We start from the raw sequence: 23,662 nt of genomic DNA, 5'->3' as shown, positions 1-23,662 counted from the left end.
TTATGAACCTAACCTATAGAAATACAAGTACGTACTTTTTTGTGAGATAGTACCCTTTTTTATACCTAGTTGACCCTTTCCTCTGATGCATTCACCACAACTCGAAATGACCCCAAAACATGATATGATAGCCATACAGACATACAGGTTATACTATACCCAACTATATTAAACCGAGCCGAAGGAGCGATTACTGGTGAAAGATATTTTAATTCAAAGACTGACAACCTATGCTCAAATGGATACACAATCCGATGAAAATAGTGAGACTTGCCCTTCCACACCAGGCCAGCTGGTCTTGGGTAAATACCTGGTTGAAGAATGCAAATCCATTGGATTGCAGGAAGTGACCATGGATGATAATGGCTACGTGATGGCGACATTGCCATCCAACACCGACAAGGATGTTCCAGTGATCGGTTTCCTCGCTCATCTGGATACAGCAACCGACTTCACAGGCAAAGATGTCAAACCACAGGTAATCGATAACTATGATGGACAGGATATTGTGCTGAATCAGGAATTGGATGTAGTGTTATCCACCACTGATTTCCCTGAACTGCGTGAATATAAAGGCCACACCCTGATTACAACAGATGGCACAACACTGCTTGGTGCGGACAATAAAGCCGGTATTACCGAGATCATGACGGCAATGGCCTACCTGATTGAACACCCGGAATTAAAACACGGAAAGATTCGTGTTGCTTTTACCCCGGATGAAGAGATTGGCCGTGGGCCGCATAAATTCGATGTGCCTGCTTTTGGCGCCAAATATGCCTACACGGTGGACGGCGGACCTCTCGGTGAGCTGGAATACGAAAGTTTCAACGCGGCGGCTGCCAAAATTACAGTACGGGGCACCAACGTGCACCCGGGCACAGCCAAAAACAAGATGGTCAATTCCGCTAAAATTGCGATGGAGTTGAACCGCCGATTGCCTGCGGAGGAAGCTCCCGAATTCACAGAAGGTTATGAAGGATTCTATCATTTGTTATCTATCGAGGGAGACGTCGAACTGACCAAGATGAGCTACATCATCCGGGACTTCGACCGGGAGAAGTTTGAGAAACGTAAAGCGTATTTGTTGGATGTCGTGGGCGAATTGAAAAGCAAATATGGCGAGAAAAGCATTTCCATTGAATTGAATGATCAATACTATAACATGCGTGAGAAAATCGAACCTGTGCGCCAGATCGTCGATATTGCACATGAAGCGATGACTCGCCTGGATATCGAACCTGTCATCCGCCCAATTCGGGGAGGCACAGACGGTTCCCAGCTCTCGTACATGGGTATGCCTACACCCAACATCTTCACGGGCGGGGAGAACTATCACGGCAAATTCGAATATGTATCGGTGGATAATATGGTGAAGGCCACACAGGTCATCGTGGAAATTGCTCAATTATTTGAACAGCGTGGAGATATTTAATTCAAACATAAAGCTACAGCACAGCAATTCAAATGGATCATCCACCGACAGGTGGATGCAGGACACCCTCTGGCATAGGACATGCAGAGGGTGTTTTTGTCGTACTAATGGATTAAGAATGCTGTATAATAGCAGATCTATCCTTATTTATTCGTACATATTACCTCCCGCAATTTCGCGCAACTGATCCAGATTACAGATGACAATGTTGCGCTGTTCTTTGCGGATGATTTCACGATCGCGGAGGTCATGGATGACCCGGTTCAAGTGTCTATAGCTCGTGCCCAGCATATCCGCCAGCTCTGTTAGCTTGGAGGTCTGGATTTCTTCTGTGATCTGCTCCCCCTGCTCCATCGTGGACAACAAATAGCTTGCAAAACGGCTCTCGACAGGATAAAGCAGATTAAGACTCGACAGATTCGAGAAGGTATATAATTTGTGGGTCACATGACTGAGCATAAAATGGAGAAACTTCGGGTTTTCAGCATATGTATTCTTGAGATAGCGATAGCTTACACCGAGCAGCAGGCTCTTATTGACGGATTCCACCGTGTTTTTGGCTTCCTTGCCATTGACCAGCTCCAGATCACCTACCAGCGCAGGAGGCATACTGAAACGAAGCAACAAAGACTTGCCATTCGGCAGTGTTGTATAAATCTTGAGCTTACCCTGGACGAGAAAATATAATCGTTCGGGCCGTTCACCTTTGGCACATATAATCTCACCTTTGGAGGCTTCGAGCAACCTTAATTCAGCAAGCGCAGGTTCGTCGAGCACCTGATCCAGGCCATGCTCCCGCGCAAGCTGGCGCAGCAATCCAAAGTCCATAATTTCTCTCATCTCGGATAAACCCCCTGTGTGAATCTACATATACAATGGACACATGTCCCATAAACGATATAGGTTCGTACAAATATCTTGATATAAAAATAGTTACAACTAGATTTTATATCCAATACATTCATTTAAATGGGAAATATTCTAAAAATCAGCCTTCAAAATGACAATATTTTATGAAAAAAGGAGTACATGATAGCGCACTCTTATCCGATGAAAGATAAAGCAATAAGCATAGTTACAACTGCTAATTTAGAATCCAAATAAAGAAAGGATGGTTCGACCTACTATGAACGTTGTAGATGCCCTTTTGAAAGTAATGCCTTATATCCGTCTGATTCTTAGAGAACCAGCCAGTCTAACGGTGTATGATCACGAGAAGGTATTGTATTCTGTCTCCACCGAAAAGTTCAATCTCGGATTCAACGAAGGCGATCCTCTTTTGGATGGATATAAGAACTTTACCGCTCTCAAGAACGGAAACGAAGCCTCTCTGACCCACCTGCCGGCAGAATACTACGGTATTGAGCTGGATGTCCTTAATATACCGATCTTTGATGACAATCATCAGGTCGTTGCTATTTTCTGCGTATCGTATGATCAATCGAACCAGAATCAGCTTGAAGCTATTATACAAGAAAACCAAACGATTAATGGAAACCTGGTTGAAATGGTCCAGCACGTTGCCGCTCATGCGGAGGAATTGCAGGCCACCAGCGAACAGATTCTGGAGAATACACGCCTGGCGGTAAAGAATTCGTCTCAGATCAACAAAGTTGCCGGGTTCATTCGTGAAATTTCTGAACAGACCAACTTGCTTGGGCTCAATGCCGCTATCGAAGCTGCGCGTGTAGGTGAAGCCGGAGCAGGCTTTGGTGTGGTCGCAACGGAAGTGCGCAAACTTTCTGTCGATGCCAAACAGGCTACCAGCGATATTGATATCAGCTTAAAAGATGTACAACAGGTTATTAAACAGATGGAAGTCGAAGTATCCCAGATTGCAGCTTCTTCTCAGGAGCAAGCCACGCTCGTATCCTCCTTTACGGATGTCATCGAGAAGCTGAATGAAGCCGGAGAACGCATGAAAGCTCTGTCTGAACAACTCATCAGTTACTCTGTGAACGATTAAGGGCAGATACATCGCCCGATAGGACGGTTACCCATTCCACCAGATATACTGAACATTAACTACTTTATATGTAATAAACAGGACTTGGAGTCCCCGTCCCCGTGACGGAAATTCTAAGTCCTGTTTTTTCATTTGTCTTTTTATCGTAGTGTATGTGGATCTCTTGTTGTATTTGTATCCGTTATTTCTTCGTTATTTAGCAACTTCACTTCATTTTGTTCCTACTACCTCGGCCTCCGACTCCCAGCATTCCACTTCGCCCGGAATGTGAATACGGTCCCGAGTAAAGATCGGGTCACGTCCTTCGGCCTTTTGTTTCTTGTAATCTTTCAGCGCATCGAATGTCACCTTGGACAGCATCAGGATGGCAATCAGATTCACCACAACCATCAGCCCCATGAATAGGTCCGCCAAATCCCATACCAGCTGGACCTTGGCAACGGCACCGAACAGCACCATCGCGATAACACACACACGGTATACCCACAGCCAACCTTTATTGGATTTGATAAACTCAATATTGGTCTCCCCGTAGTAATAATTCCCGATGAGCGTACTAAAGGCAAACAGGAACACCATCACTGCCAAAAATCCGGACGCCCATGAACCCATATGCACACTTAATGCCGCTTGAGTTAATTCAATTCCACCCAGATTGGAACCTTTGTATACACCTGATAGCAAAATAATCATGGCCGTGCTTGTACAAATGACCAAGGTATCCGTCAACACGCCAAACGCCTGAATAAGCCCTTGTTTGACCGGATGTGTTGTATCCGCCGTAGCCGCAGCATTCGGCGCACTACCCATACCCGCCTCATTGGAGAACAAACCACGTTTGACACCATTCATCAGCGCGGCTCCAAGTGTACCACCAGCGACCTGTTCAATGCCGAAGGCATTTTTCACAATCAGCGCAATCATGGCCGGAAGTTGTGTGATGTTCGACAGAACAACAAATGCAGCCACGCCAATGTACAGCACAGCAAGGACAACGACGATATATTCGGACGCCTTGGCAATCCGTTTAACACCACCCATGATGATTGCCGCAAACACAACGGCCATAATAATACCTACCGTCAACCGATCGATGCCGAATGAATTTTTGAATGCGACTGTAATCGTGTTGGACTGCACAGCATTAAAGACCAAACCAAACGACAACGTAATGAGAATTGCGAACAATATCCCCATCCATCGTTTCCCGAGGCCACGCTCCATATAATAAGCCGGCCCTCCGCGGAATCCGCCTTTATCTTTGATTTTATAAATTTGAGCAAGCGTACTCTCCACAAAACTCGAAGCCGAACCAAAAATTGCGATAACCCACATCCAGAATACAGCCCCTGGTCCCCCCAGTGCGATTGCCAGTGCAATACCGGTAATATTCCCGGTTCCCACGCGGGCCGCCATACTGATACAGAATGCCTGAAACGGCGAAATTTTGCCGGGCTCCTTGCTCTTTGGCTCCTTGAGCACTTTCACCATATCCCCAATCATGCGGAATTGCATGAACCGGGTCTTGGTCGTAAAATACAAACCACATACGACCAACAAGATGATTAACAGCTTGGACCACAGAAAATCATTGAAAACTGCAATAATATCTTGTATTGTTTGCTCCATTGGCTATGCCCCTTTTCGTTGACGGTTCGTTAAAAAGCGTTCCCCAGCTGTATGACTGAGCGAAAAATTCTCATACTACTTCATAAAGGCATGCAGTTCTATCGCTCCAGACGGACAGATCTCTGCTGCAGTACGATAGTTAAGAGATCGTTTGCACCATTCTGCACATCTCGGAATCCACATTTTCGGGTGTTACCTATACTACAGGGGCATCTACGGAAACCGACAAATACCTACACGGAAACATTTAAATTTTTTATAAATAAGCAACGTTTATCCATTCACTGTTACTTTATCTGACATATCCGTCAGCATACACGGGTCTTCACATCGGGATATACAACCAAGTATGATAATAGGGGACATTAATAGCAGGGAAAGATCATTTATAGATGCAGAGAACGGAATATATAGGAGTTAACTTAATCAGAAAGGAGGACACGGAAATGCGTTATTTTATTGTGGATGATGATCCTGGGGTTCGATCCATGCTGATGGATATTATTGAAGATGAGGGGCTCGGCGAGATTGCTGGGGAAGCTGAAGATGGAGCTCATATTCATGCTGAACTGCTGGAGCTGCATAAGGTGGATGTTCTGCTGATTGATCTGCTCATGCCGCAGCGAGACGGGATTCAGACGATACGTGCACTTGAAGGAAGGTTCGATGGCAAGATCGTGATGATCTCCCAGATTGAGTCGAAAAATATGATCGGGGAAGCCTATTCGCTTGGCATCGAATATTATATTACGAAGCCGATTAATCGGCTGGAGATCCTGTCTGTTCTGCGTCTGGTGGACGAACGTCTGCGTATGCAGCAATCCATCGCAGATATTCAGCGTACGCTGCAAGGACTGTCCAGACTGCAATCTTCCGAACGTGCTTCAACACCAGCCCCCGACAAAACGATTACCACAGCAGGACATTTCCTACTATCCGAGATGGGCATGATCGGAGAAGCGGGCAGCAGAGATTTGCTGGACATGCTGGAATACCTGGAGCAGATTGAAACGGAGGAGCATAAGCTCTCTCCATACACGTTCCCATCACTTAAGGATATCTTCCAGAATGTAGCCATACGCAAACTGGGTTCCGATGCCTCACCAGCGGAAGTAACGAAGGAGATTAAAGCATCTGAGCAGCGCGTTCGCCGTGCAATTTTCCAAACATTAAGCCATGTCGTATCGCTCGGACTCACGGATTACACACATCCGAAGTTTGAGAATTACGCGTCGAAGTTCTTTGACTTTACGGAGATTCGCAAGAAAATGCTGGAACTACAAAACAATGTGGAGCCCTCCTTGTCCCAGACCCGCATTAATACCAAAAAGTTCGTTCAGGTACTGTATCTGGAAGCCAAGCGGCTGTTGCATTGAGGAGTAACAAAAAAAACATGCGCTCATGATTGAACTGGAATGATACAGCATTCGTTCTTCCTGCTGTCTATTCCAGCTATTATCATGTGCGCATGCAAAAAAAGCTCATCTATATCCATCAAGCCCTCGGCTTGCTTAAGTGCATTCGATTATACTCATTGATCAATTCATCCAGTACCATGGACTGCTGAAGCACATCGGGATGTCCAAATCTACCCTCGTTATGCTCTACCAACATATGAAGGTTATGTCTGGCTTTCTCTATTTGATTTTTCAATTCCAAACTCATAACCATCGCGTCTAATCCCTCCCTATTTCTGTGTTACATTTTAGGTTTTCCTGTCAATCTATAGTTGGATTAACATATGGCATAGTTCACATGGATGTTTTGTATCCTTCTCCAATTTTTGAAAGTCTCTAAAGCTATCCCTAGAAGACGATCCGAAAATGGCTCTGCAACGCCTAATTGAAGGCCAGATTACAATTTCATAAGCAAATTTTCCCCACTAACTTCATATTCAAACAGTTGTGTCATTATTGTGTATGTTAAAAAACCAAAAAAACACCTCTCTATCTACAGGCTTACCCAAGGGGTTACCCTATACCGATAGAGAGGTGCTTCATCGTTAGATCACTTTAATTCGTTGATCCATTCCACAACATATTCATACTATCCCTTCTTCCAGGGAATGCACATGTAATTTTCCGTCTTTTTCCACCAAAAAACCGATCTCTTCGTTCTTGATCTCTAACACAAGCCTTACAAAGGAACGGATAATGCCCCAAAAGGTAATAAAATCCCTTTTCATACGAAATACATTCAGGTACAATAGGGCGACGTGTGTGTCCGGACCAGGCGGATACGAATTACGAAGTATAGAGGACGGTTCAGTTCGAACGAATCATCCTGATTTGATTATTGGAGGCTCATCAACACCATGCAAACCGATTCACAGACTAAAGTCAAAATCATAAACGCCGATCCCAGCGCGATGGGATTATTTGGGTTGGCCATCGTCACTCTGGTCGCTTCCTCCCAAAAGCTTGGCATTACAGACGGCCTTAGCTACGCCATTCCTTGGGCGATTTTCCTCGGTGCCTTTGCCCAGTTGTTCGCTTGCATTCAAGATTCCAAACGCAACAATACCTTTGGTACAACTGCCTTCGGCGCATACGCATTCTTCTGGTTCGCGATGGGTGCCAACTGGCTGATCAAAATGGGCGTGTTTGGCTCCACTCTTGCGGAACAGGCAGATGGCAAGCAGCTCGGATTTGCTTTTGCCGGATACCTCGTGTTCACCCTGTTCATGACGCTGGGTGCCGTGGAAGCCAACAAAGTATTGCTCATCATTTTCATTCTCATTGACTTCCTGTTCCTTGGCCTGACCTTTGACGCTTTCGGCGTAGCTCCTCATATCTTCCATACCATCGCAGCTTATGCTGAAATGGGAATTGGAATCGTGTCGTTGTACGGCACAGGTGCTTCCGTACTGAACGCTCACTTCGGCTATACGTTCTTGCCCATCGGCAAGCCGGCTGGCATTTTCAGACCCAAGGCTTAATATACAGCATCAAACCGCCAGCGCGCCGGTCCGCGCCTGGCGGTTTTTTTGAATTATGCTTCACTTGAATAGGGATGTGACCGACACCTATACTAGAACTAACATATAGAGAGGATGGACGTGGCATATCTTGCAGAGTCCATCAGCCATACTGTCAGGAGGACTACAAAGAATGAGAGAGATACCTAAACCTACGGAATTAGATCAAGTGGAGAGAAAGTATGTGCGCGAAACACGTTGTTTCAAGACGGCAAGAGTATTTCCAACCGATGTAAATAACCATAATACCTTGTTTGGCGGCAAACTCATGTCCTATATCGATGACATTGCATCCATCGCCGCATCCAAGTTGTGCCGGGTCAATACCGTTACGGCTTCGACCGATTCGGTCGATTTCTTGTATCCGATTAATCCGACGGATTCGGTGACGTTGGAATCCTTCGCATCGTGGACGGGACGAAGTTCGATGGAGATTTTTGTGAAGGTGATCCGCGAGGATCTGAAGACGGGGGAGAAGAAGATTGCGGCGACCGCATTCCTTACCTTTGTCGCTTTGGATGAAAATAACCGTAAACTCATTGTCCCTCGCATCATTCCGGAGACGGAGGAAGAGAAGAAATTATACGAGACTGCTCCAGCCCGGGCGGCCATGCGGAAACAACGGCGGGCAGAAAGCAAGAACTTCGCCGACTTCCTCACCGTTAGTTATCCTTGGGAATAAGAGAATCAGGCACGCTATTCAGTCCTGAAGCATGCGTTCATGAATGGTCCGGCCCTTCTGCCCTGGTTCAATCAGGAGACGGGTCGGTTTGATGTTAATTAGCGCGGTCAGCTGTTCTCCCATGTAGTGGGAAGAATACTTGAACCCAATCTCCGCCCAGTGCATAATCACACCAACGGTCGCAGATACCAGGTAACTTAGCATGATATCGTAATTAATGGTGTAGTCGCTGTCTTCGGTCACCAATACAAAATCCTCGGTTAAATATGTTCTGAACATATTGCAGAGTCTCGTTCCCATATCCCCATGCATCGTCATCAAGGCTCGAAAGATATCCTGATGTGCTTCGATATATTCAAATACAGGCATCGTTGATGGCAGCAATGCCGTCATATCCACTTCTTTTAACTCGGCGTAAGGTGATTCATAAGCTTGTCCCACGCCCTGCATGAAATCATCCAGAATGAATTGCAATAGCTCGGGTTTACCAGGAAAATGTAAATAGAACGTTCCCCGGTTATAATCTGCCCGCTCCGTAATGTCACGAATCGTGACGGCTTCAGCTCCCTTTTCCAATATCAAAGAAACTGCCGCAGCAATGATGGCATCCTGCGTTCTTCGTGCTCTCCGATCCTGAGGGTGTTCGATAATCAACATTCCCACCTCCTCTGTCCATTATTGTAACCTAAATGAACACCGCTTACATCTCTGTCCGATAGCTGACATATGCGCTGTCAATGATGATTGTCACATTACTATGTATATCTTAACATTGAGATAGGAACGTTAGACCACAGGTTGAATGTTCACTCACAGTTCACCTGATTTCATTTTATAAGGAGCGAATACATGATGAGTACATCATATACCCAAACAGCCGTGATTACAGGAGCAGCCGGAGGCATCGGTAAAGAATTGGCACGCCGCCTTGCTGAGCGCAAAATTAATCTGGTGCTGGTCGACCTGAACGAAGAAGCCATCCAGCAAACCATCACGGATCTGAAACTCGACAAGGAGCACGTCATTGCGGTGAAAGCAAACGTATCTCAGGAAGCCGACGTGAAAAACTATGTGCAGCAAGCACTTGATACGTTTGGTCGTATCGATTATTTTGCCAACAATGCCGGCATTGAAGGTCCAACCGGACTGATCGAGGATCTGAGCGTTGAAGCGCTCGACCTCGTATATAACGTCAATGTGCGCGGCGTATTCCTTGGTTTGCAGAACGTCATCCCTGTCATGAAAAAACAAAAATCTGGTGCGATTCTGAATACCTCTTCCCTCGCAGGTCTGATGGGTGCTCCAGCCGTATCTCCATATATTATGTCCAAACATGCCGTGATTGGCCTCACCCGCACAGCAGCGAATGAACTCGCGCCTCATGGTATTCGGGTTAACGCGGTATTGCCAGGCACCATTAATACCCGTATGATGCGTCAAATCGAAGCAAACTCCGGTAATGTGGAAGATTATCAATCAGCTACCGTATCCGCAATTCCGATGGGCCGCTATGGTGAACCGGAAGAAGTCGCAGCCATCATGAACTTCCTGTTATCCGAAGAAGCTTCGTATGTCACCGCTTCGCTCTATACTGTCGATGGCGGTATGATGGGTCAATAAGAAGAATGTGGCTAGCCTAACTTGGCTGACGCTTTAAAAGGTATTTCCGAGTGTACAATCCAAAATGACCTCAAATTCCACAATAACGTGGAGGCTGAGGTCATTTTTTTAATAGATTGATTTAAATTTAATCCACGTAGCCTGCGAGACCTTTTTCCATCAAGTAGTCCATTTCAGCATCCAGTATGCCTTCAACGGTTAGTTCATCCAGCTTTACATCTTTGCGGCTCAAAATGTAGTCGGCCAGATCGTCACCGTCGATATCCACGTCGCCTTTGGCATTTTCATGCGCCTTGTTAATGTACGCCTGCTCATGCTTCAGGACAAGAGCGATATTCGCTTCGCTTGCCTTCGTCTTCTCTGCAATATATGCCTTCATTTCCTGTTCATTCATTGAATTTGCTTCAGTCACGTTAAAGTCAGCTCCTTGATTCATACGTTCTGTTGCCATTGTAGCATAGGTTAACCCACAACAGACATGCCTTATTCCTTATCCCTAGGATAAACGAACGTAAAATGTTGCACCTTCCCCTACTACACTGCGGGCGTAAATCTCACCTTTGTGCTGTTCCACGATCGACCTTGCAATCGCAAGACCCAATCCATGTCCACCATGTTTCCGTGCTCTGGAGGCATCCGTGCGATAGAAGCGATCGAAGATCCGGTCCAGATGTTCGTGCGCAATGCCTTCTCCCGTGTTGGAAACGGCCAGCACAACGTCATTGTTCTGTTTCTTCAACGATACGTTGACCGAGCCCTTGGCTCTGGAGTATTTCACAGCATTATCGAGCAAAATCAGAATGACCTGCTTGATCTGTTCGCTGTTGCCATGGACCATGAGCTGCGGCTCAATGCTGTAGTCCAGAGATATATTTTTCTCAAAAATTACGGCTTCCATCGTCAAAATAATCGTCTCCACCGCATCGCTCATATTGAATTTGGCATGAATCATCGAGGATCTTGAATCGTCAATTTGAGTCAGATATAACAGATCATTCGTCAGTCCCGACATGCGTTCCGTCTCCGACTTGATGTAATGCAGCCATTTAGCTTGATTCTCAATCGTATCCTCCCGGTTCGCGAGAAGCACATCTGTGTTGGTATTAATGATCGCCAGCGGCGTTTTCAATTCATGTGAAGCATCGGCTATGAACTGCTTTTGCTTCTCAAAGGCTTCCTTAACCGGGGTAATGGATCGATTGGCGAAATAGCGGCTCAGGAAATAGATAACGATCAGCATGATCAAACCTACGACGGCAAAAGTATAAATCAGATTCGTAAGGATGCCCTGTTGGGCCGTCACATCGATGAACACAATCATATGCCCTGTGCTGCTCGGGTCGATCACATAAGCCCAGTCCGTTCCATTCAGTGTAAACTGTCCGGTCTTCCGATCAAGATCTTCGACTTTATTCACCTTTTGCAAAGCTTCAGTATAGAACGTGTCATCCATATCAAACCTGGAGTGTGCATCGGTGATTTTCCATTCACTGTCCGTCTTGACCATGAACGATACAGAGCGTCCTGGCGGTGAATTCGGATCACTCCCCGGTGCTCCATCGGCAATGGAATCGGATGGCTGAGATCCTGCCACTGAACCCCTGTCATCACCGCGCGGCATCTTGCTGGAGTTGTACGGACCATGATAGAAATCCGACACTTTGAACAACTCCATGTTGGTTTCCCGCTGTACATTCTGGTACGTAATGATGTAGATCGTGGCAAAGGCAACCAGCATCATAATCGAGATGGATACCAGGTTCACGATCAGAAATCGGTTTCTGAGTTTCTTGAACATCAGGACGTCACCTCAAGTACGTACCCCACACCCCGAATCGTATTGATGCGGACCGAGGAGTTCAGGAAGGTTAATTTTTTGCGTAAAAACGAGATGTACACCTCCACATTGTTATACTCCACTTCCGAATCGAAACCCCACAACTTCTCAATAATCTGCTCTTTGGAAGTAATGGCCTGTTTGCGCGTGATTAGCAGTTCCAGCAGTTCATTCTCTTTCAGATTCAGCTTGATCTCCTTGCCTTGCACACTCAGCTTCAACTGCGTCGTGTTCAGTTCGATGTCACCGAACTTCAGTCCATCCTCTGGAACGACTTCTCCCTTCCTTCTCAAGGCTGCCCGAATCCGTGCGAGCAATTCCTCCGTGGCAAAGGGCTTTGCTATATAATCATCGGCTCCATAATCCAGCCCGGTCACTTTGTCTGAAATTTCTCCTTTAGCTGTGAGCAGAATGACAGGCGTATGATTGCCTTCGCTGCGCAGTTTCTTCAGCACGGTAATCCCGTCCATTTCCGGCATCATAATGTCCAGCAGCAACAGATCATAGATTCCACTTAGCGCGTAATCCAGACCCGATCTCCCGTCATGCACCATGTCTACAGAGTAATTGTGTTTTTTCAATATTTGCGATACGGCTTCTGCCAAATGAACCTCATCTTCCGCAATTAGTATTCTCATCGGTTCTTCATTCCTCTGCATGAATTGGTTTCGATATATGTCAATCTATTATACCAACGATTGTAGCAACCGAACCTTGAATCAATCTTAATTTCAGTTTTTTCGCGAACTATTAAAGGAAGGTAAAAAAAGATCAACAGAATGTAAAATCATTTAAGATTCATTCAAGGTTGGCGCTCTAAGATACAGACATGGAAGCAATACACGATGCAACAAAACATACAAAACATGGATGAAAGGACTGAACCCCAATGGCAATTGAAGTATTCAACCGATATGAGAGCAAGTATCTCCTGACAGATGAGCAATACGAGAACTTCTACACCGATCTGCTGAAGTATATGGAGCTGGACGCCTTTAACAAGAAACACGAGTTTTACTCCATCAGCAATCTGTACTTCGACACTCCGCAGGACTCCCTGATCCGCGCAAGTCTCTCCAAACCCAAATACAAGGAGAAGCTGAGACTACGGGCATACGGAGTTCCTGAAGAGAATGCGAAGGTATATCTGGAGATCAAAAAGAAAGTATTTGGCCTGGTGAACAAACGCCGAACTGCCCTGAAGCTGGATGAAGCCTACGAATTCGTTCGGACAGGCAAAGCGCCTGATCTCGCCGATTACATGAACAAACAGGTTGTCGAAGAGATCAAGTATTTCCTCCGGCTGTACGATCTGGAACCAAAAGTATATCTGGCGTATGAACGCAAGGCACTGTTCGACAAGAACAGCCGCGATCTCCGCATCACCTTTGATACCAACATCCGCAGTCGTAGATACGATCTGAAGCTGGAGCAAGGAGATTATGGTGAGCCGCTGGTGAAAGACGGACGCTGGCTGATGGAAGTCAAAGCCGAGAAAACCGTTCCGATGTGGCTCTCCCAACTGTTATCCGAACACGGTCTTTACCGCACCGGATTCTCGAAATACGGCAATGAGTACAGACATCTGGCCAGAACAACCAACCTGAACTACCAGACTGAACGAGAATTGCTGCCGGGTACCGATTTCAACCCATCCATAGAACAAGAAAAAACAATCACAGAAAGAGAGCGTGTCCTGTATGCTTGATTCCATCTTTAGTTCTGCACTAACCGATACAACTCTGACCTTCAGCAATGCCATTGTTACCATCGGCCTTGCCATCATTATGGGGGCCATTATCAGCCTGACATACATGAAGACCAATCAAAGCACCTACTCCCAAAGCTTTACACTAACTATGGTCGTCTTGCCAGTCATCGTAGCCATCATCATTCTTCTGATCGGCAGCAACATTGCCCGTGCATTCAGCCTCGCGGGTGCCTTCTCCATCATCCGATTCAGAAGTGCGCCTGGTGACCCGAAAGACATTGCTTATGTTCTGTTCACCATGGCTTCCGGTCTTGCCTGCGGTGTAGGCGCATTCGGTTATGCCGTAATGTTCACCATCATCCTGTGTGTACTGATGTTTGTCCTGAGCCGCTTCAACTTCGGAGCGAAGAAAAGCCAGCAAAAAACGTTGAAAGTGACTATTCCCGAGAATCTGAGTTACGAAGAAGCACTGGACGAAGTATTCCACAAATTCAATGTCGTACATGAGCTCAAAAAAATCAGAACAACCGAACTTGGCAGTCTGTACGAGCTGGTCTACAACGTAACCATTCATGAAAGTGTCAATCAAAAAGAATTCCTCGACATGATCCGTACCCGAAACGGTAATCTGGATATCTCGTTAACTATGAGTCCAACAGCCACTGAATATTAAAATTCGAAGGGAACGATATAATATGAAAAAGAAAATCATAACTGGCAGCAAACTGTGGTCCGTCGCGATGATTACTGCAATGGTTACGGCTTGCAGCGCTCCGGCAGCAACCAACAGCACTGCAAACGCCGCAGTGTCAACGACAGGGACAACCAAAACCGTATCCGTCAGTGAACAAACCTCGGTGAAGTATGCCGATCTGGTCACAATGGATGCAGACGATACCAACGTTAGCTGGAGTGCAACAGATTCCACAACGATTAAGCTGAACGGGACGACCGCTTCCATCACAGGATCGGGTGCAAAAGCAGCAAATGGATCAGTAACCATCTCCGCAGCGGGTACCTATGTACTTAGCGGCAAGCTTACCGATGGACAGATTGTAGTTAATGTTGCTGATAAGGGCACCGTACATCTCGTATTAAACGGAGCAACAATCAATGATAACGACAGTGCAGCCATCTATATCCAGAAAGCGGGCAAAGCTATCATTACGCTGGAGGAAGGAACCGAGAATGCTGTCTCCGATGGCAAGACATACGTATACGCCGACGCTACAACGGATGAGCCGGATGCAGCCATCTTCAGCAAGGCAGACCTGACGTTCAATGGTACAGGCAAGCTGACGGTTACAGGCAACTACAATGAAGGTATTACGAGCAAGGATGATCTGAAAATCGTCAGTGGCACAATTAACGTCAAATCTGCGGATGATGGCATCAAAGGTAAAGATATGGTGGCCATTCAAGCCGGTACCATTACCATTGATTCAGAAGGTGACGGCATTAAATCCACAAACGATACGGATACGACTAAAGGCTTCGTTGCCATTGCTGGAGGTACATTCAACATCCAGAGCGGCAGCGACGGCATTCAAGCGGAAACCGCATTGGTTACGGATGGCGGCACATTTAACATCGTAACCGGAGGCGGCAGTGCCAATGCACCAGAAAAAGTAGAAGAAGGACCATTTGGCGGCGGCGGATGGGGTGGCGGTACACCTCCAACCGATATGGGTACACCACCGGATGGTGAACCACCTGCTGATATGCCGAGCAATAATGGCACGAACGCAACAGGCGCAGCTCCATCCAGCTCTACAAATGCCAAAGCACCTGCTGATTCCACTGCGGATGCAGACACAAGCACAACAACAGAAGAAGAAACGACGAGTGCCAAAGCACTTAAAGCTGGAGTTGACCTCACCGTCAATGGCGGTACGTATACGATTGATTCCATGGATGATTCCCTGCACAGTAACAACAATGTAATTGTCAATGACGGCAAGTTCAGCATTGAATCCGGTGATGACGGCATTCATGCAGATCAGGAGCTTACCATTAACGGCGGAACGATCACCATTGCCAAGAGCTACGAAGGCCTTGAAGGTGCAATCATCACCCTGAACGATGGGGATGTGGATGTGACTGCATCAGATGATGGCGTGAATGCTTCGGGTGACATAACTGCAACTGACGCTGATGCTGATGCTGCAACCACTGCAGATGACAGTACTAAAGCAGCCGATACCGATACAACTGCAGTCTCCAACACTTCTGTTACAGAGACGACTGGCACAACATCAACTACGGATCAGTCCAATCAAAGTACAGACGCGAATAGCAATGCTCGCCCACAAGGCGGTGGGCCAGGTGGTATGCCGGGTGAATCCGCCAGCAACAGTGAGCTTCATATCAACGGCGGTTCCCTCACCGTAAATGCAGGCGGCGATGGACTGGATTCGAATGGCTCCATCTATATGACAGACGGAACGGTCATTGTGAACGGTCCAACGGATAATGGCAACGGTCCACTCGACTATGATGGTACATTCGAGATGAGTGGTGGATATTTGGTCGCTGCCGGCAGTTCCGGCATGGCACAAGGTACATCCGATACATCAACTCAAAATACAATCGTGATGACATACCCTGAAACACAAAAAGCAGGCACACTCGTTCATGTGCAAGACAGTGAAGGCAATAACATCCTGACCTTTGCTCCAGCGAAAGATTATCAATCTGTTGTGGTTAGTTCCCCTGATCTGAAGAAGGATGGATCTTACGTGATTTACTCCGGCGGAACATCGACGGGCAAAGCATTGGATGGACTCTATACAGACGGAACGTATAGTGGTGGAACCAAAGTGGTTGCCTTCCAATCCACAAGCAATGTAACTTGGGTGAATGAATCTGGTGTAACAACTGCCAATTCAGGTATGGGTGGTCCAGGCGGAGGTCGCGGCCAAGGCGGATTCGGAGGCGGCAGAAACAGAACAGAGTCTGGTACATCGGGCACAACAACCAACACCACAGGTACAACGGATAGCGCAAAATAAGCTAAGATTCCGACCATAAATGACCCACATAAAAAGATGATTTAAAAAACAAGGGATGTCCCATAAGTCATGAATATGACGCGGGCCATCCCTTGTTTTTGATATTTTGTTCTCTAACGAACCTGGTACACGCTATTCACTCCCATTTCCCTTGGTTTGAAATCTAACGAATCGCCGTGACGTTATTTCGTCAATTGGGCCGATTTTGTAGGTTCTGACAACGTATTGTGAAGGAATAACGTTACTAAGGTTCGTTAGCACTCAAAACGTATACACATACACCTTGGTGCGCAGCGTATCCCGGCATGTAATCGTCCGTAGCGGTATCTTTCCTGGCAATGCAAAACAGACGCTAATCACCTTTGCTCCCGGAGGCAGCTCCCGAGTGAACTTGTCGACGAGTCGATTCATTGCTCCAGGGAACAAATAACAGATGACGCAATCTGCGTGTTCATATGAACTGGTATAGATGTTGCCACGGATGAATCGCAACCGTCCCTCCAGAGAGTGGCGCTTTCCCTTCGCTCGCCGTAAACGGACACTTAGAAAAGCTATCAGTTGGGAGGCCCATAAGGGAACAATTGAATTCTCAATACCCGTTAGCCGTTTGCCTGGACAATGCCTCACTACGTCCAGTGCGAGCGTTCCCCAGCCGGAGCCTGCTTCAATCACGTCACCGTAACCGGGAATACGGTTGACCTCTTGAATGACTGCCTGCCTGACGATGCTGGATGTGGGCATCGGTGAGATTCCATTTTCCCAACTGACCAGCACGATGGATACTACCGATATAAGTGTCACCACAGCAATCAGCCATGGGATAAATTGAAATATGAACATAACCTCAACCCTTTGGATTTTAATTAAGAGGTGGCATTTGCACCTTCATCATAACAAAAGAAGCTTCCCCAGGTCTAAAAAACCTGACAGAAGCTTCCTTCTTCTTATTCTATTTTGGCTGTATCTCCATTCCATCCCGCTGCTCATTCCACGCATTCAGTCCGGCACATGGGACTTCATGTATACACCCTTTTTGTACACCGATTTGATTGTAAAATGTACGCCCAGCTTGCGATTCGTCCGGTAGATCAGCGAGTTAATCTCGTCAATGCCTACCGGTTCACTCTCCAGCATGCTTCTCTCCGGCCACACTTGGCCGACAATCTGCTCCCGTGTCACAAAGTGATCCAACTGGCTGTACAATAGCTTGAACAGTTGGTACTCCTTCTTGGACAGTGGAATCTCCACTTCTCCAATCTGCACCGTTTGCAGGTGATCCTGTAAACGCACGCCTTCGCCCAGCAGGTCAGATAGCCGATATTCTCTCGTTTCTTCGAGATCCCCTTCTACGCGGAGCTGAATCAAGCCGTTGACCAGGGTCAGGCTGTCTCCTTCGGCAAACGGGTATTTCTCATAAGGAACGAGGCGCTGCCCGTTCAATTCCGTTCCATTTTTACTATCCAGATCCTCAATCCAAAGTTGCTGCTGCACATCATAATGAATGCGGCAATGCCGCTTCGATATCAACTGATTGTAGACAGACAAGTCCAGTTCATCTCCACCCGTATAACGCCCCACTGTAATAGAACGCCCCTGGCTGACATAAGCGAACGAACCGTCACTTTCCTGCCCTGGCGTACGAATGACGATTTTTGCCGTCTCCCGCATGTTATTCTCCCACCTTCAAATATCACTCTATCTCTATGAGCGTCCCGTTCATAAATAATGATAAATTCATCAGATTTGTTCCATTGTTTGCATCCATAATAATTTATATAGTGTATACAGGCATCGTTATATGCTTTTCTCTACTATACCAGACGTTGTGCCTTTTTTCTCATAACAGTCGTATCCATGCCCTGCCCAATCAACAAGAGAGGTCCCTCATCATGAACAAAAAAAACATTTTCATATATGTGCTGCTCGCCTTCACCCTGTCCATTACATTAACGGTGCTCTCCCGCATCAATGATGATCGCGGAGAATCACTGAAAGGCACAACCACAACCGAAACTTCATGGTTGCAACTGAATACCCAGCCGTAAGTATACTCTATTATAACGTGATCAACAGAAAAAACGTTTCACGAATGTCATCTTATGCTGGGTCATGCTATTCTGAATGAGGTTCAGATCATAATCCGTTCATCAGAATAAGGCCCCTGGACGCTAAAAACCAGCGCTCAAGAGCCTCATTTTAATGCATATTTATGATATGGATACCAAAAGTTCATCCGATAATGACTTATGTCAAAAGCGATGTTGCAACGGCATTCCCCGCCCTCAGCGCCGCTTTTTTCTGATACCAAGTTTCCTCCACCCATACACAATAAGAGTTACAGAGCCAGCAATCCATAATAATTGCCATAACATGATACTCAGATCAAATCCCATGTTGTATCCCTCCCCCAAAGATTGTGAATGCTGTATCGAATATCCTAAAATTGGTTTTTTCCATCCTACGGCAGATCGGATTCATTAGACTGTTCTATCTCTCTAGCCTGAATTTCCTCCATCCGGCTCGACACCTTCTGATACAGATAAGAAATGCCAAGCAGCAGTACGCCAAAGCTGAAATAGGCAATGATCTTGCTGCCCGATGTAAGCAATCCCACATCATAGAACACCATTTTCCCGGTGGAAAACAACGTCAGGCCCAGACCGAGGCGCCGAATCATCACATATTTTCTTCGGAACCCGTAGGCGATGTACAGGATCGCAAGCAACAGATAGATTAGGCTAAATAACAGCCCTACATCTCCCCAATGAAACTGGACTGTCAGGAAAACGGTGATGACACCCAGCAGATAGACCCCTGCGATAACCGGATACCATTCAACGCTCTTGAACTGCCCGCGGATTGCCGTGATCAGCAGATCCCTTCCTGCAAAGAACACGCCCACATTAAAGATGATTAATACGAGTAAACCTACGACTTCAGCCGCTGTATGCTGCTGAACATCCGACTGAAGTGCCGGCATGGATAACGTTACTGCCAGTGCAATACAGCAGCCCACCGCATGCAGGAAGACGATGTAACCCTGCACGATCCGATCACGCAAAAGCCTCACTTTACTCAATCCATAGGCCATGGCAATGGTCAGCGCAGCGAACATCAGCCATTTGTAGAACAGGTATAACAGGAATGAGTCATCAACTGCTTTCATATACAATTCATTCGATTCATACAGCACATATAACCACAGATTGGCGAGTGTGATGTACTTGAATGCATTCAAAAAGCCAAGCTCTATCTGGCTATAATGATATTTCTCTCCGGATAGGGAGCCGTTGCGATCCAAGGCGTAATAGAGTGTAATAAGTAGCGCACCCAGCGTGATGCAGGAGTATTTTAGCATGAAATAGGATTGCTCCCCCATGATGAACAGCACCAGCACGTCATAGTACACAAAGGTGAACATGCACAGAAGCACGATTCCCCATCCAGCACGTTCCACCAACTTGAACCGCTTCAGATGTCCGAGCGTAACCAACAGAATTCCTTCGATCAGCCAGCCCATAGACAGCCACTTCGCACCAAACTGGAACGGTATAATCAGAATGGCAAAGGTCAGTGAAGTCACGTAGAACAATAGAAGGGTCTGCTTTTCCTGAGGCATCCTCTGCTGGATAAAACGGGCGAGCCCGAAATAGACCAGAGCAAAAATCAGAGCAAGCAAACCTTGTGCGTCATTCCAGCCCGCTGCATCGAACAATACATATAACATCAGGCAGCTGATGCTCGTATTCATGGCGAGCAGTGCAAAGTCCCACCAGGTTAACTTCACCCGATGTTTAAACGGATACGCCAGTGTAATGCCGAGATATAATGCAAATGTCACAATGGAATACACCATGCCAATCTTCTCACTTGGTGAGAGCCATAACAGGATGAGCATGGACGGTGTGTTGAACAGAAAACTGATATAGTGCACGATTGGCCATCGTTTGCCAAATGAAATCAAAACAATAATTCCGTTTAAGAGCAGAAGATAGATCATGGCAACATACACAGCCGAACCTTGAAGGCCGAAATAGGCCATGTAGGAGATTAACGGTAAATACCCTCCAACCAAACCAAGTGAGCAGATGGTCCTGGACTGATACCTCAACGATAGCAGCACGGATATGGCCGAAACCAACACCGACAAGGCAAGTCCCGTATATAACCCGATAATATGCAGTAAAAAGTAACTGTAGAAGATCGAGCCAAATAGAACGGAAATCCCACCTCCCAGCAGCCCCATCGCGAACGTCTGACGCTTGCGGCGGAACAGCCACTCACCCCCGGCAAGCATGAGCACGCCGAGCAGGAAAAACGCGCCGCCTTTCATCTCATCGTTGAACCAGGTCGCATATGAGTAGCGAAAAGCCGCTCCAACGCCAAGAATAATGAGCAGGATGGCGACCTTATTAATCCAGCTCAGGCCAATCTTCATCTCCATCCGGTTCTGGCGAATGCGCCGCTGAATGGTCTCTTCGCTTAAGCCTTCTTCCGCCATATGCTCATATCCTTGTTGCATCTGACCGCGTAGTGCCTCTTCTCTCTCCCACAGGGTCTGTCTATGCGCCTCAATTCGTTCCTGCACCTCAGCAGCCAGATGAGCAATTCTCTCCTTCATCTCACGGGCATCACCCTGAAGTTCCTCTGAAGCTCGGTTGAATATGGCATTCAAATTCACTTTGGCGCGGTGCTCATGCGCCACGAGCCGATCATTATGTACACTCGTCTTTCCCCGAAAGTAGGTCTCCATCTTCTCCTGGGATACACGAATGAGATTCAATTTCTCATCCAGCATCTGTTCGGATAGAGCCATGCGAAGACGGGCATTCTCCTCTTCCATTTTCCGTGTGCGTACTTCAAGCTGTTGCAGCTTGAGTTGGTGCGCTTCATATTGCGTTCGCAGTTGTTCGTTCTGCACGATCAGGTCATCGGATTGATAGTCCTGAAGCAGAGCATTATATTCCTTTACCAGCTGCTTCTGCTGCTCCTGAACCTGGTGAAGCCGATCCTTGAACTCTTTCATGAGCTTCCTCCGTTGGTTGATGTTGAATTCATCCCCTATATTTTACTATATTATGGAACAAATAAAGATGTTCTTACCCAAAGAATAAATAAAAAAAACATTAGCATCCTGTTGTCTCTTAAACAACTTATGGATATACTAATGCTTCGCTTCTATGTTTCTGTCCCCAAAATTAAATTTCCAGTTCTCATTAGAATAAAATTAGTTCGGTAAAAACATTTTTGAGTTAATTATGAATTTAACTCTATAAAATCTGTTTTTCGAATAGAAATACTACTTTTGACAAGAGTCCATCTTTTATCCATAAAATTCTGTACTAAAGCCACTTCTGAATATACTTCGTCTAATTTCTTATCACTAACTATTCCTTTATCCATCTCAAAACTCAAGGAGTATTTAACAGTTTCATCATTTAAATCTTTTTGTGTAAATCTCAAATTTTTAATATAGGGCATTGTTTTTTTTGGTAATATATAATTAATCTTGGATTTATTATTTTTCGTAATCACTGCATACATAGTGTACTTTCCTTTTTCAAAACTATCGTGATATTGTTCTATAATCATTAAATCACTTTTGTAATTAGAAAAATCATCCATACTAAACTTTTCTAGATAATACTCACCCACATCAAGTTTTAGATCAGTACCATTTTTTAAATTTATATACACATTATTGAAATAAGGTATGAAGTCATTTAACTGTATAACTAATTTATTTTCTTCTTTGTTAATGATCGTTACGTCTTTCATGACTTGATCTTTATCAGCATAAAGTGAAATATGATCTATATCTAAATTCTCAATGGCGAATGTAAATGTCAAAGTTATATTCTTCTTTTCAAAAGAATCTGCATTATAAATGAAATGATTTTCGTTAGATACATCTAAATTTCTTAGTTTGTTGTACAACTCGTTTTGTTCCGAAGATTGACTAGTTTCTTTAATTGATAAATTTTCGCTTTTAGTAGAACATCCATTTATAAAAATGACTGTAAATATTGTAAGAAAAATCAGTTTATTAAATATTTTCATTCATTACCATCCTTATCTTTTTAGTCCTCCTGTATGAAAAGGAGGACTAAAGTTAATAAAATTTCTCACATTGGATGAGTAAATATCCATTTCTCAATTCCACCATTATTGTCATAACTTGAAGCCGATAAACGAATTTCAGGCCCCATTGATCCATCATCAGAATAATTATCAGTATACATATAATTTCTTTGAACAGCTTTTACTGCTGTTTTAAGTTGAGTAACATTATAGCCCGGTACAATTACCTCAATATTAGTAGTTCTACTAAATGTTGCGCCTACCTTCATGGACATATCTACCTCTGCAACACTGAAAAAACCAAATTTTGTGCTACCTGATAATTCAGCAGTCATAGATGATGTAGTGCTTACAGACAATTTCGCTGGCTCTTTACTATAATTATTTGTTGTATCGTAATCATGCCCCGTATAGTAAGATGACTGACTAACAAGTGTCCATTTATTAATTCCCATTGTGCTAATCACATCTTCATTTAACTTTTCAACTTTAATGTTTCTTTTAGTCTGTTCCAAATCAATTTTTTTGATATCATCTTGTGTGTAATAAGGCAGCCCATCTATGTACTTCTGCCCATTTTTAACTGTTTCTACTGGAGCTCGGTAGTGCGTATCATCTTCACTAACCGAATCGGCGAAAGCACTAATCGCAAATAGATTAAATGCTAGCCCTCCTACCAACAAAGTTTTCATTATTTTTCTCACTTAAAAACC

At 45.4% G+C, this 23,662-nt stretch carries 22 protein-coding genes; 10 read left to right on the top strand and 12 right to left on the bottom strand.

What is annotated here, in order from left to right; all coding sequences use genetic code 11:
* Window positions 1-196 precede the first annotated feature (196 nt).
* Window positions 197-1,435 (top strand): peptidase T, encoded by a 1,239-nt coding sequence (gene pepT / locus gpAD87_RS25605; protein ID WP_064641664.1) that lies wholly within the window; start codon window positions 197-199, stop codon window positions 1,433-1,435.
* A 147-nt stretch (window positions 1,436-1,582) separates the two neighbouring features.
* Here pepT and gpAD87_RS25600 read toward each other — a convergent pair whose 3' ends face one another.
* Entirely contained in the window at window positions 1,583-2,275 is a 693-nt protein-coding gene (locus tag gpAD87_RS25600) for a Crp/Fnr family transcriptional regulator (RefSeq protein WP_064641663.1), read from the bottom strand.
* 271 nt (window positions 2,276-2,546) lie between these two features.
* On the opposite strand from gpAD87_RS25600, the gene gpAD87_RS25595 reads away from it, so the two are divergent.
* Window positions 2,547-3,401, top strand: a complete 855-nt coding sequence (locus gpAD87_RS25595) for a methyl-accepting chemotaxis protein (protein ID WP_063567771.1) — start codon at window positions 2,547-2,549, stop codon at window positions 3,399-3,401.
* 210 nt (window positions 3,402-3,611) lie between these two features.
* On the opposite strand, the gene gpAD87_RS25590 is transcribed toward gpAD87_RS25595, so the two are convergent.
* Window positions 3,612-5,030 carry an alanine/glycine:cation symporter family protein gene (locus tag gpAD87_RS25590; RefSeq protein WP_063567770.1) on the bottom strand — a complete coding sequence of 473 codons (1,419 nt, stop codon included), beginning with the start codon at window positions 5,028-5,030 and terminating at the stop codon, window positions 3,612-3,614.
* Window positions 5,031-5,476: 446 nt separating this feature from the next.
* Here gpAD87_RS25590 and gpAD87_RS25585 point away from each other — a divergent pair, with 446 nt between their 5' ends.
* A complete protein-coding gene (locus tag gpAD87_RS25585; RefSeq protein WP_064641662.1) occupies window positions 5,477-6,406 on the top strand; it encodes a response regulator in 930 nt (309 codons plus the stop codon).
* Window positions 6,407-6,524: 118 nt separating this feature from the next.
* Here gpAD87_RS25585 and gpAD87_RS25580 read toward each other — a convergent pair whose 3' ends face one another.
* The gene (locus gpAD87_RS25580; RefSeq protein ID WP_053782597.1) at window positions 6,525-6,701 is read right to left on the bottom strand and encodes an aspartyl-phosphate phosphatase Spo0E family protein; all 177 of its coding nucleotides are present in this window, start codon (window positions 6,699-6,701) and stop codon (window positions 6,525-6,527) included.
* 643 nt (window positions 6,702-7,344) lie between these two features.
* Between gpAD87_RS25580 and gpAD87_RS25575 the strand changes: the two genes are divergently transcribed.
* Both gpAD87_RS25575 and gpAD87_RS25570 read left to right on the top strand, forming a co-directional pair.
* Entirely contained in the window at window positions 7,345-7,968 is a 624-nt protein-coding gene (locus gpAD87_RS25575; RefSeq protein ID WP_063567767.1) for an acetate uptake transporter, read from the top strand.
* Window positions 7,969-8,176: 208 nt separating this feature from the next.
* The gene (locus gpAD87_RS25570; RefSeq protein WP_063567782.1) at window positions 8,177-8,689 is read left to right on the top strand and encodes an acyl-CoA thioesterase; all 513 of its coding nucleotides are present in this window, start codon (window positions 8,177-8,179) and stop codon (window positions 8,687-8,689) included.
* A gap of 18 nt (window positions 8,690-8,707) precedes the next feature.
* Here gpAD87_RS25570 and gpAD87_RS25565 read toward each other — a convergent pair whose 3' ends face one another.
* Complete coding sequence (locus tag gpAD87_RS25565) at window positions 8,708-9,346, bottom strand: TetR/AcrR family transcriptional regulator (RefSeq protein ID WP_064641661.1); 639 nt, start codon at window positions 9,344-9,346, stop codon at window positions 8,708-8,710.
* 195 nt (window positions 9,347-9,541) lie between these two features.
* Here gpAD87_RS25565 and gpAD87_RS25560 point away from each other — a divergent pair, with 195 nt between their 5' ends.
* Window positions 9,542-10,309 carry an SDR family NAD(P)-dependent oxidoreductase gene (locus gpAD87_RS25560; RefSeq protein ID WP_064641660.1) on the top strand — a complete coding sequence of 256 codons (768 nt, stop codon included), beginning with the start codon at window positions 9,542-9,544 and terminating at the stop codon, window positions 10,307-10,309.
* A 127-nt stretch (window positions 10,310-10,436) separates the two neighbouring features.
* Here the strand turns inward: gpAD87_RS25560 and gpAD87_RS25555 are convergent, their stop codons facing one another.
* The 3 genes from gpAD87_RS25555 to gpAD87_RS25545 are packed head-to-tail and all read right to left on the bottom strand — an operon-like array spanning window position 10,437 to window position 12,784.
* The gene (locus gpAD87_RS25555; RefSeq protein ID WP_231952847.1) at window positions 10,437-10,760 is read right to left on the bottom strand and encodes a hypothetical protein; all 324 of its coding nucleotides are present in this window, start codon (window positions 10,758-10,760) and stop codon (window positions 10,437-10,439) included.
* A gap of 45 nt (window positions 10,761-10,805) precedes the next feature.
* Window positions 10,806-12,107, bottom strand: a complete 1,302-nt coding sequence (locus gpAD87_RS25550; RefSeq protein ID WP_064641659.1) for a sensor histidine kinase — start codon at window positions 12,105-12,107, stop codon at window positions 10,806-10,808.
* Window positions 12,107-12,784 (bottom strand): response regulator transcription factor, encoded by a 678-nt coding sequence (locus tag gpAD87_RS25545; RefSeq protein WP_063567761.1) that lies wholly within the window; start codon window positions 12,782-12,784, stop codon window positions 12,107-12,109. Before gpAD87_RS25545 ends, gpAD87_RS25550 begins: the two co-directional genes overlap by 1 nt.
* A gap of 251 nt (window positions 12,785-13,035) precedes the next feature.
* Between gpAD87_RS25545 and gpAD87_RS25540 the strand changes: the two genes are divergently transcribed.
* The 3 genes from gpAD87_RS25540 to gpAD87_RS25530 are packed head-to-tail and all read left to right on the top strand — an operon-like array spanning window position 13,036 to window position 16,868.
* Entirely contained in the window at window positions 13,036-13,854 is an 819-nt protein-coding gene (locus gpAD87_RS25540; protein WP_063567760.1) for a polyphosphate polymerase domain-containing protein, read from the top strand.
* Window positions 13,847-14,530, top strand: coding sequence for a DUF4956 domain-containing protein (locus tag gpAD87_RS25535; RefSeq protein WP_063567759.1), 684 nt, complete (start codon window positions 13,847-13,849; stop codon window positions 14,528-14,530). Before gpAD87_RS25540 ends, gpAD87_RS25535 begins: the two co-directional genes overlap by 8 nt.
* 22 nt (window positions 14,531-14,552) lie before the next feature.
* Window positions 14,553-16,868, top strand: coding sequence for a carbohydrate-binding domain-containing protein (locus tag gpAD87_RS25530; protein WP_064641658.1), 2,316 nt, complete (start codon window positions 14,553-14,555; stop codon window positions 16,866-16,868).
* Window positions 16,869-17,129: 261 nt separating this feature from the next.
* On the opposite strand, the gene gpAD87_RS25525 is transcribed toward gpAD87_RS25530, so the two are convergent.
* Window positions 17,130-17,708 carry a class I SAM-dependent methyltransferase gene (locus tag gpAD87_RS25525; RefSeq protein ID WP_064641657.1) on the bottom strand — a complete coding sequence of 193 codons (579 nt, stop codon included), beginning with the start codon at window positions 17,706-17,708 and terminating at the stop codon, window positions 17,130-17,132.
* Between the two features lie 156 nt (window positions 17,709-17,864).
* The gene (locus tag gpAD87_RS25520; protein WP_063567756.1) at window positions 17,865-18,536 is read right to left on the bottom strand and encodes an FHA domain-containing protein; all 672 of its coding nucleotides are present in this window, start codon (window positions 18,534-18,536) and stop codon (window positions 17,865-17,867) included.
* A gap of 221 nt (window positions 18,537-18,757) precedes the next feature.
* Here gpAD87_RS25520 and gpAD87_RS31975 point away from each other — a divergent pair, with 221 nt between their 5' ends.
* Window positions 18,758-18,913: a hypothetical protein gene (locus gpAD87_RS31975; RefSeq protein ID WP_157258566.1), complete on the top strand. Its 156-nt coding sequence runs from the start codon at window positions 18,758-18,760 to the stop codon at window positions 18,911-18,913.
* A gap of 413 nt (window positions 18,914-19,326) precedes the next feature.
* Here the strand turns inward: gpAD87_RS31975 and gpAD87_RS25515 are convergent, their stop codons facing one another.
* From gpAD87_RS25515 to gpAD87_RS25505, 3 genes are all read right to left on the bottom strand, one after another.
* On the bottom strand, window positions 19,327-21,894 hold the full coding sequence (locus gpAD87_RS25515; protein WP_064641656.1) for a DUF2339 domain-containing protein: 2,568 nt from the start codon (window positions 21,892-21,894) through the stop codon (window positions 19,327-19,329).
* A 230-nt stretch (window positions 21,895-22,124) separates the two neighbouring features.
* A complete protein-coding gene (locus tag gpAD87_RS25510) occupies window positions 22,125-22,928 on the bottom strand; it encodes a hypothetical protein (RefSeq protein ID WP_064641655.1) in 804 nt (267 codons plus the stop codon).
* Between the two features lie 65 nt (window positions 22,929-22,993).
* A complete protein-coding gene (locus gpAD87_RS25505) occupies window positions 22,994-23,641 on the bottom strand; it encodes a hypothetical protein (RefSeq protein WP_231952844.1) in 648 nt (215 codons plus the stop codon).
* Window positions 23,642-23,662: the final 21 nt, after the last annotated feature.

The organism is Paenibacillus sp. AD87 (genome assembly GCF_001659845.1).
Classification (GTDB): domain Bacteria; phylum Bacillota; class Bacilli; order Paenibacillales; family Paenibacillaceae; genus Paenibacillus; species Paenibacillus marchantiae.
The sequence above is the reverse complement of the archived record's forward strand: the minus strand, read 5'-3'. Positions and strand labels throughout refer to the sequence as shown.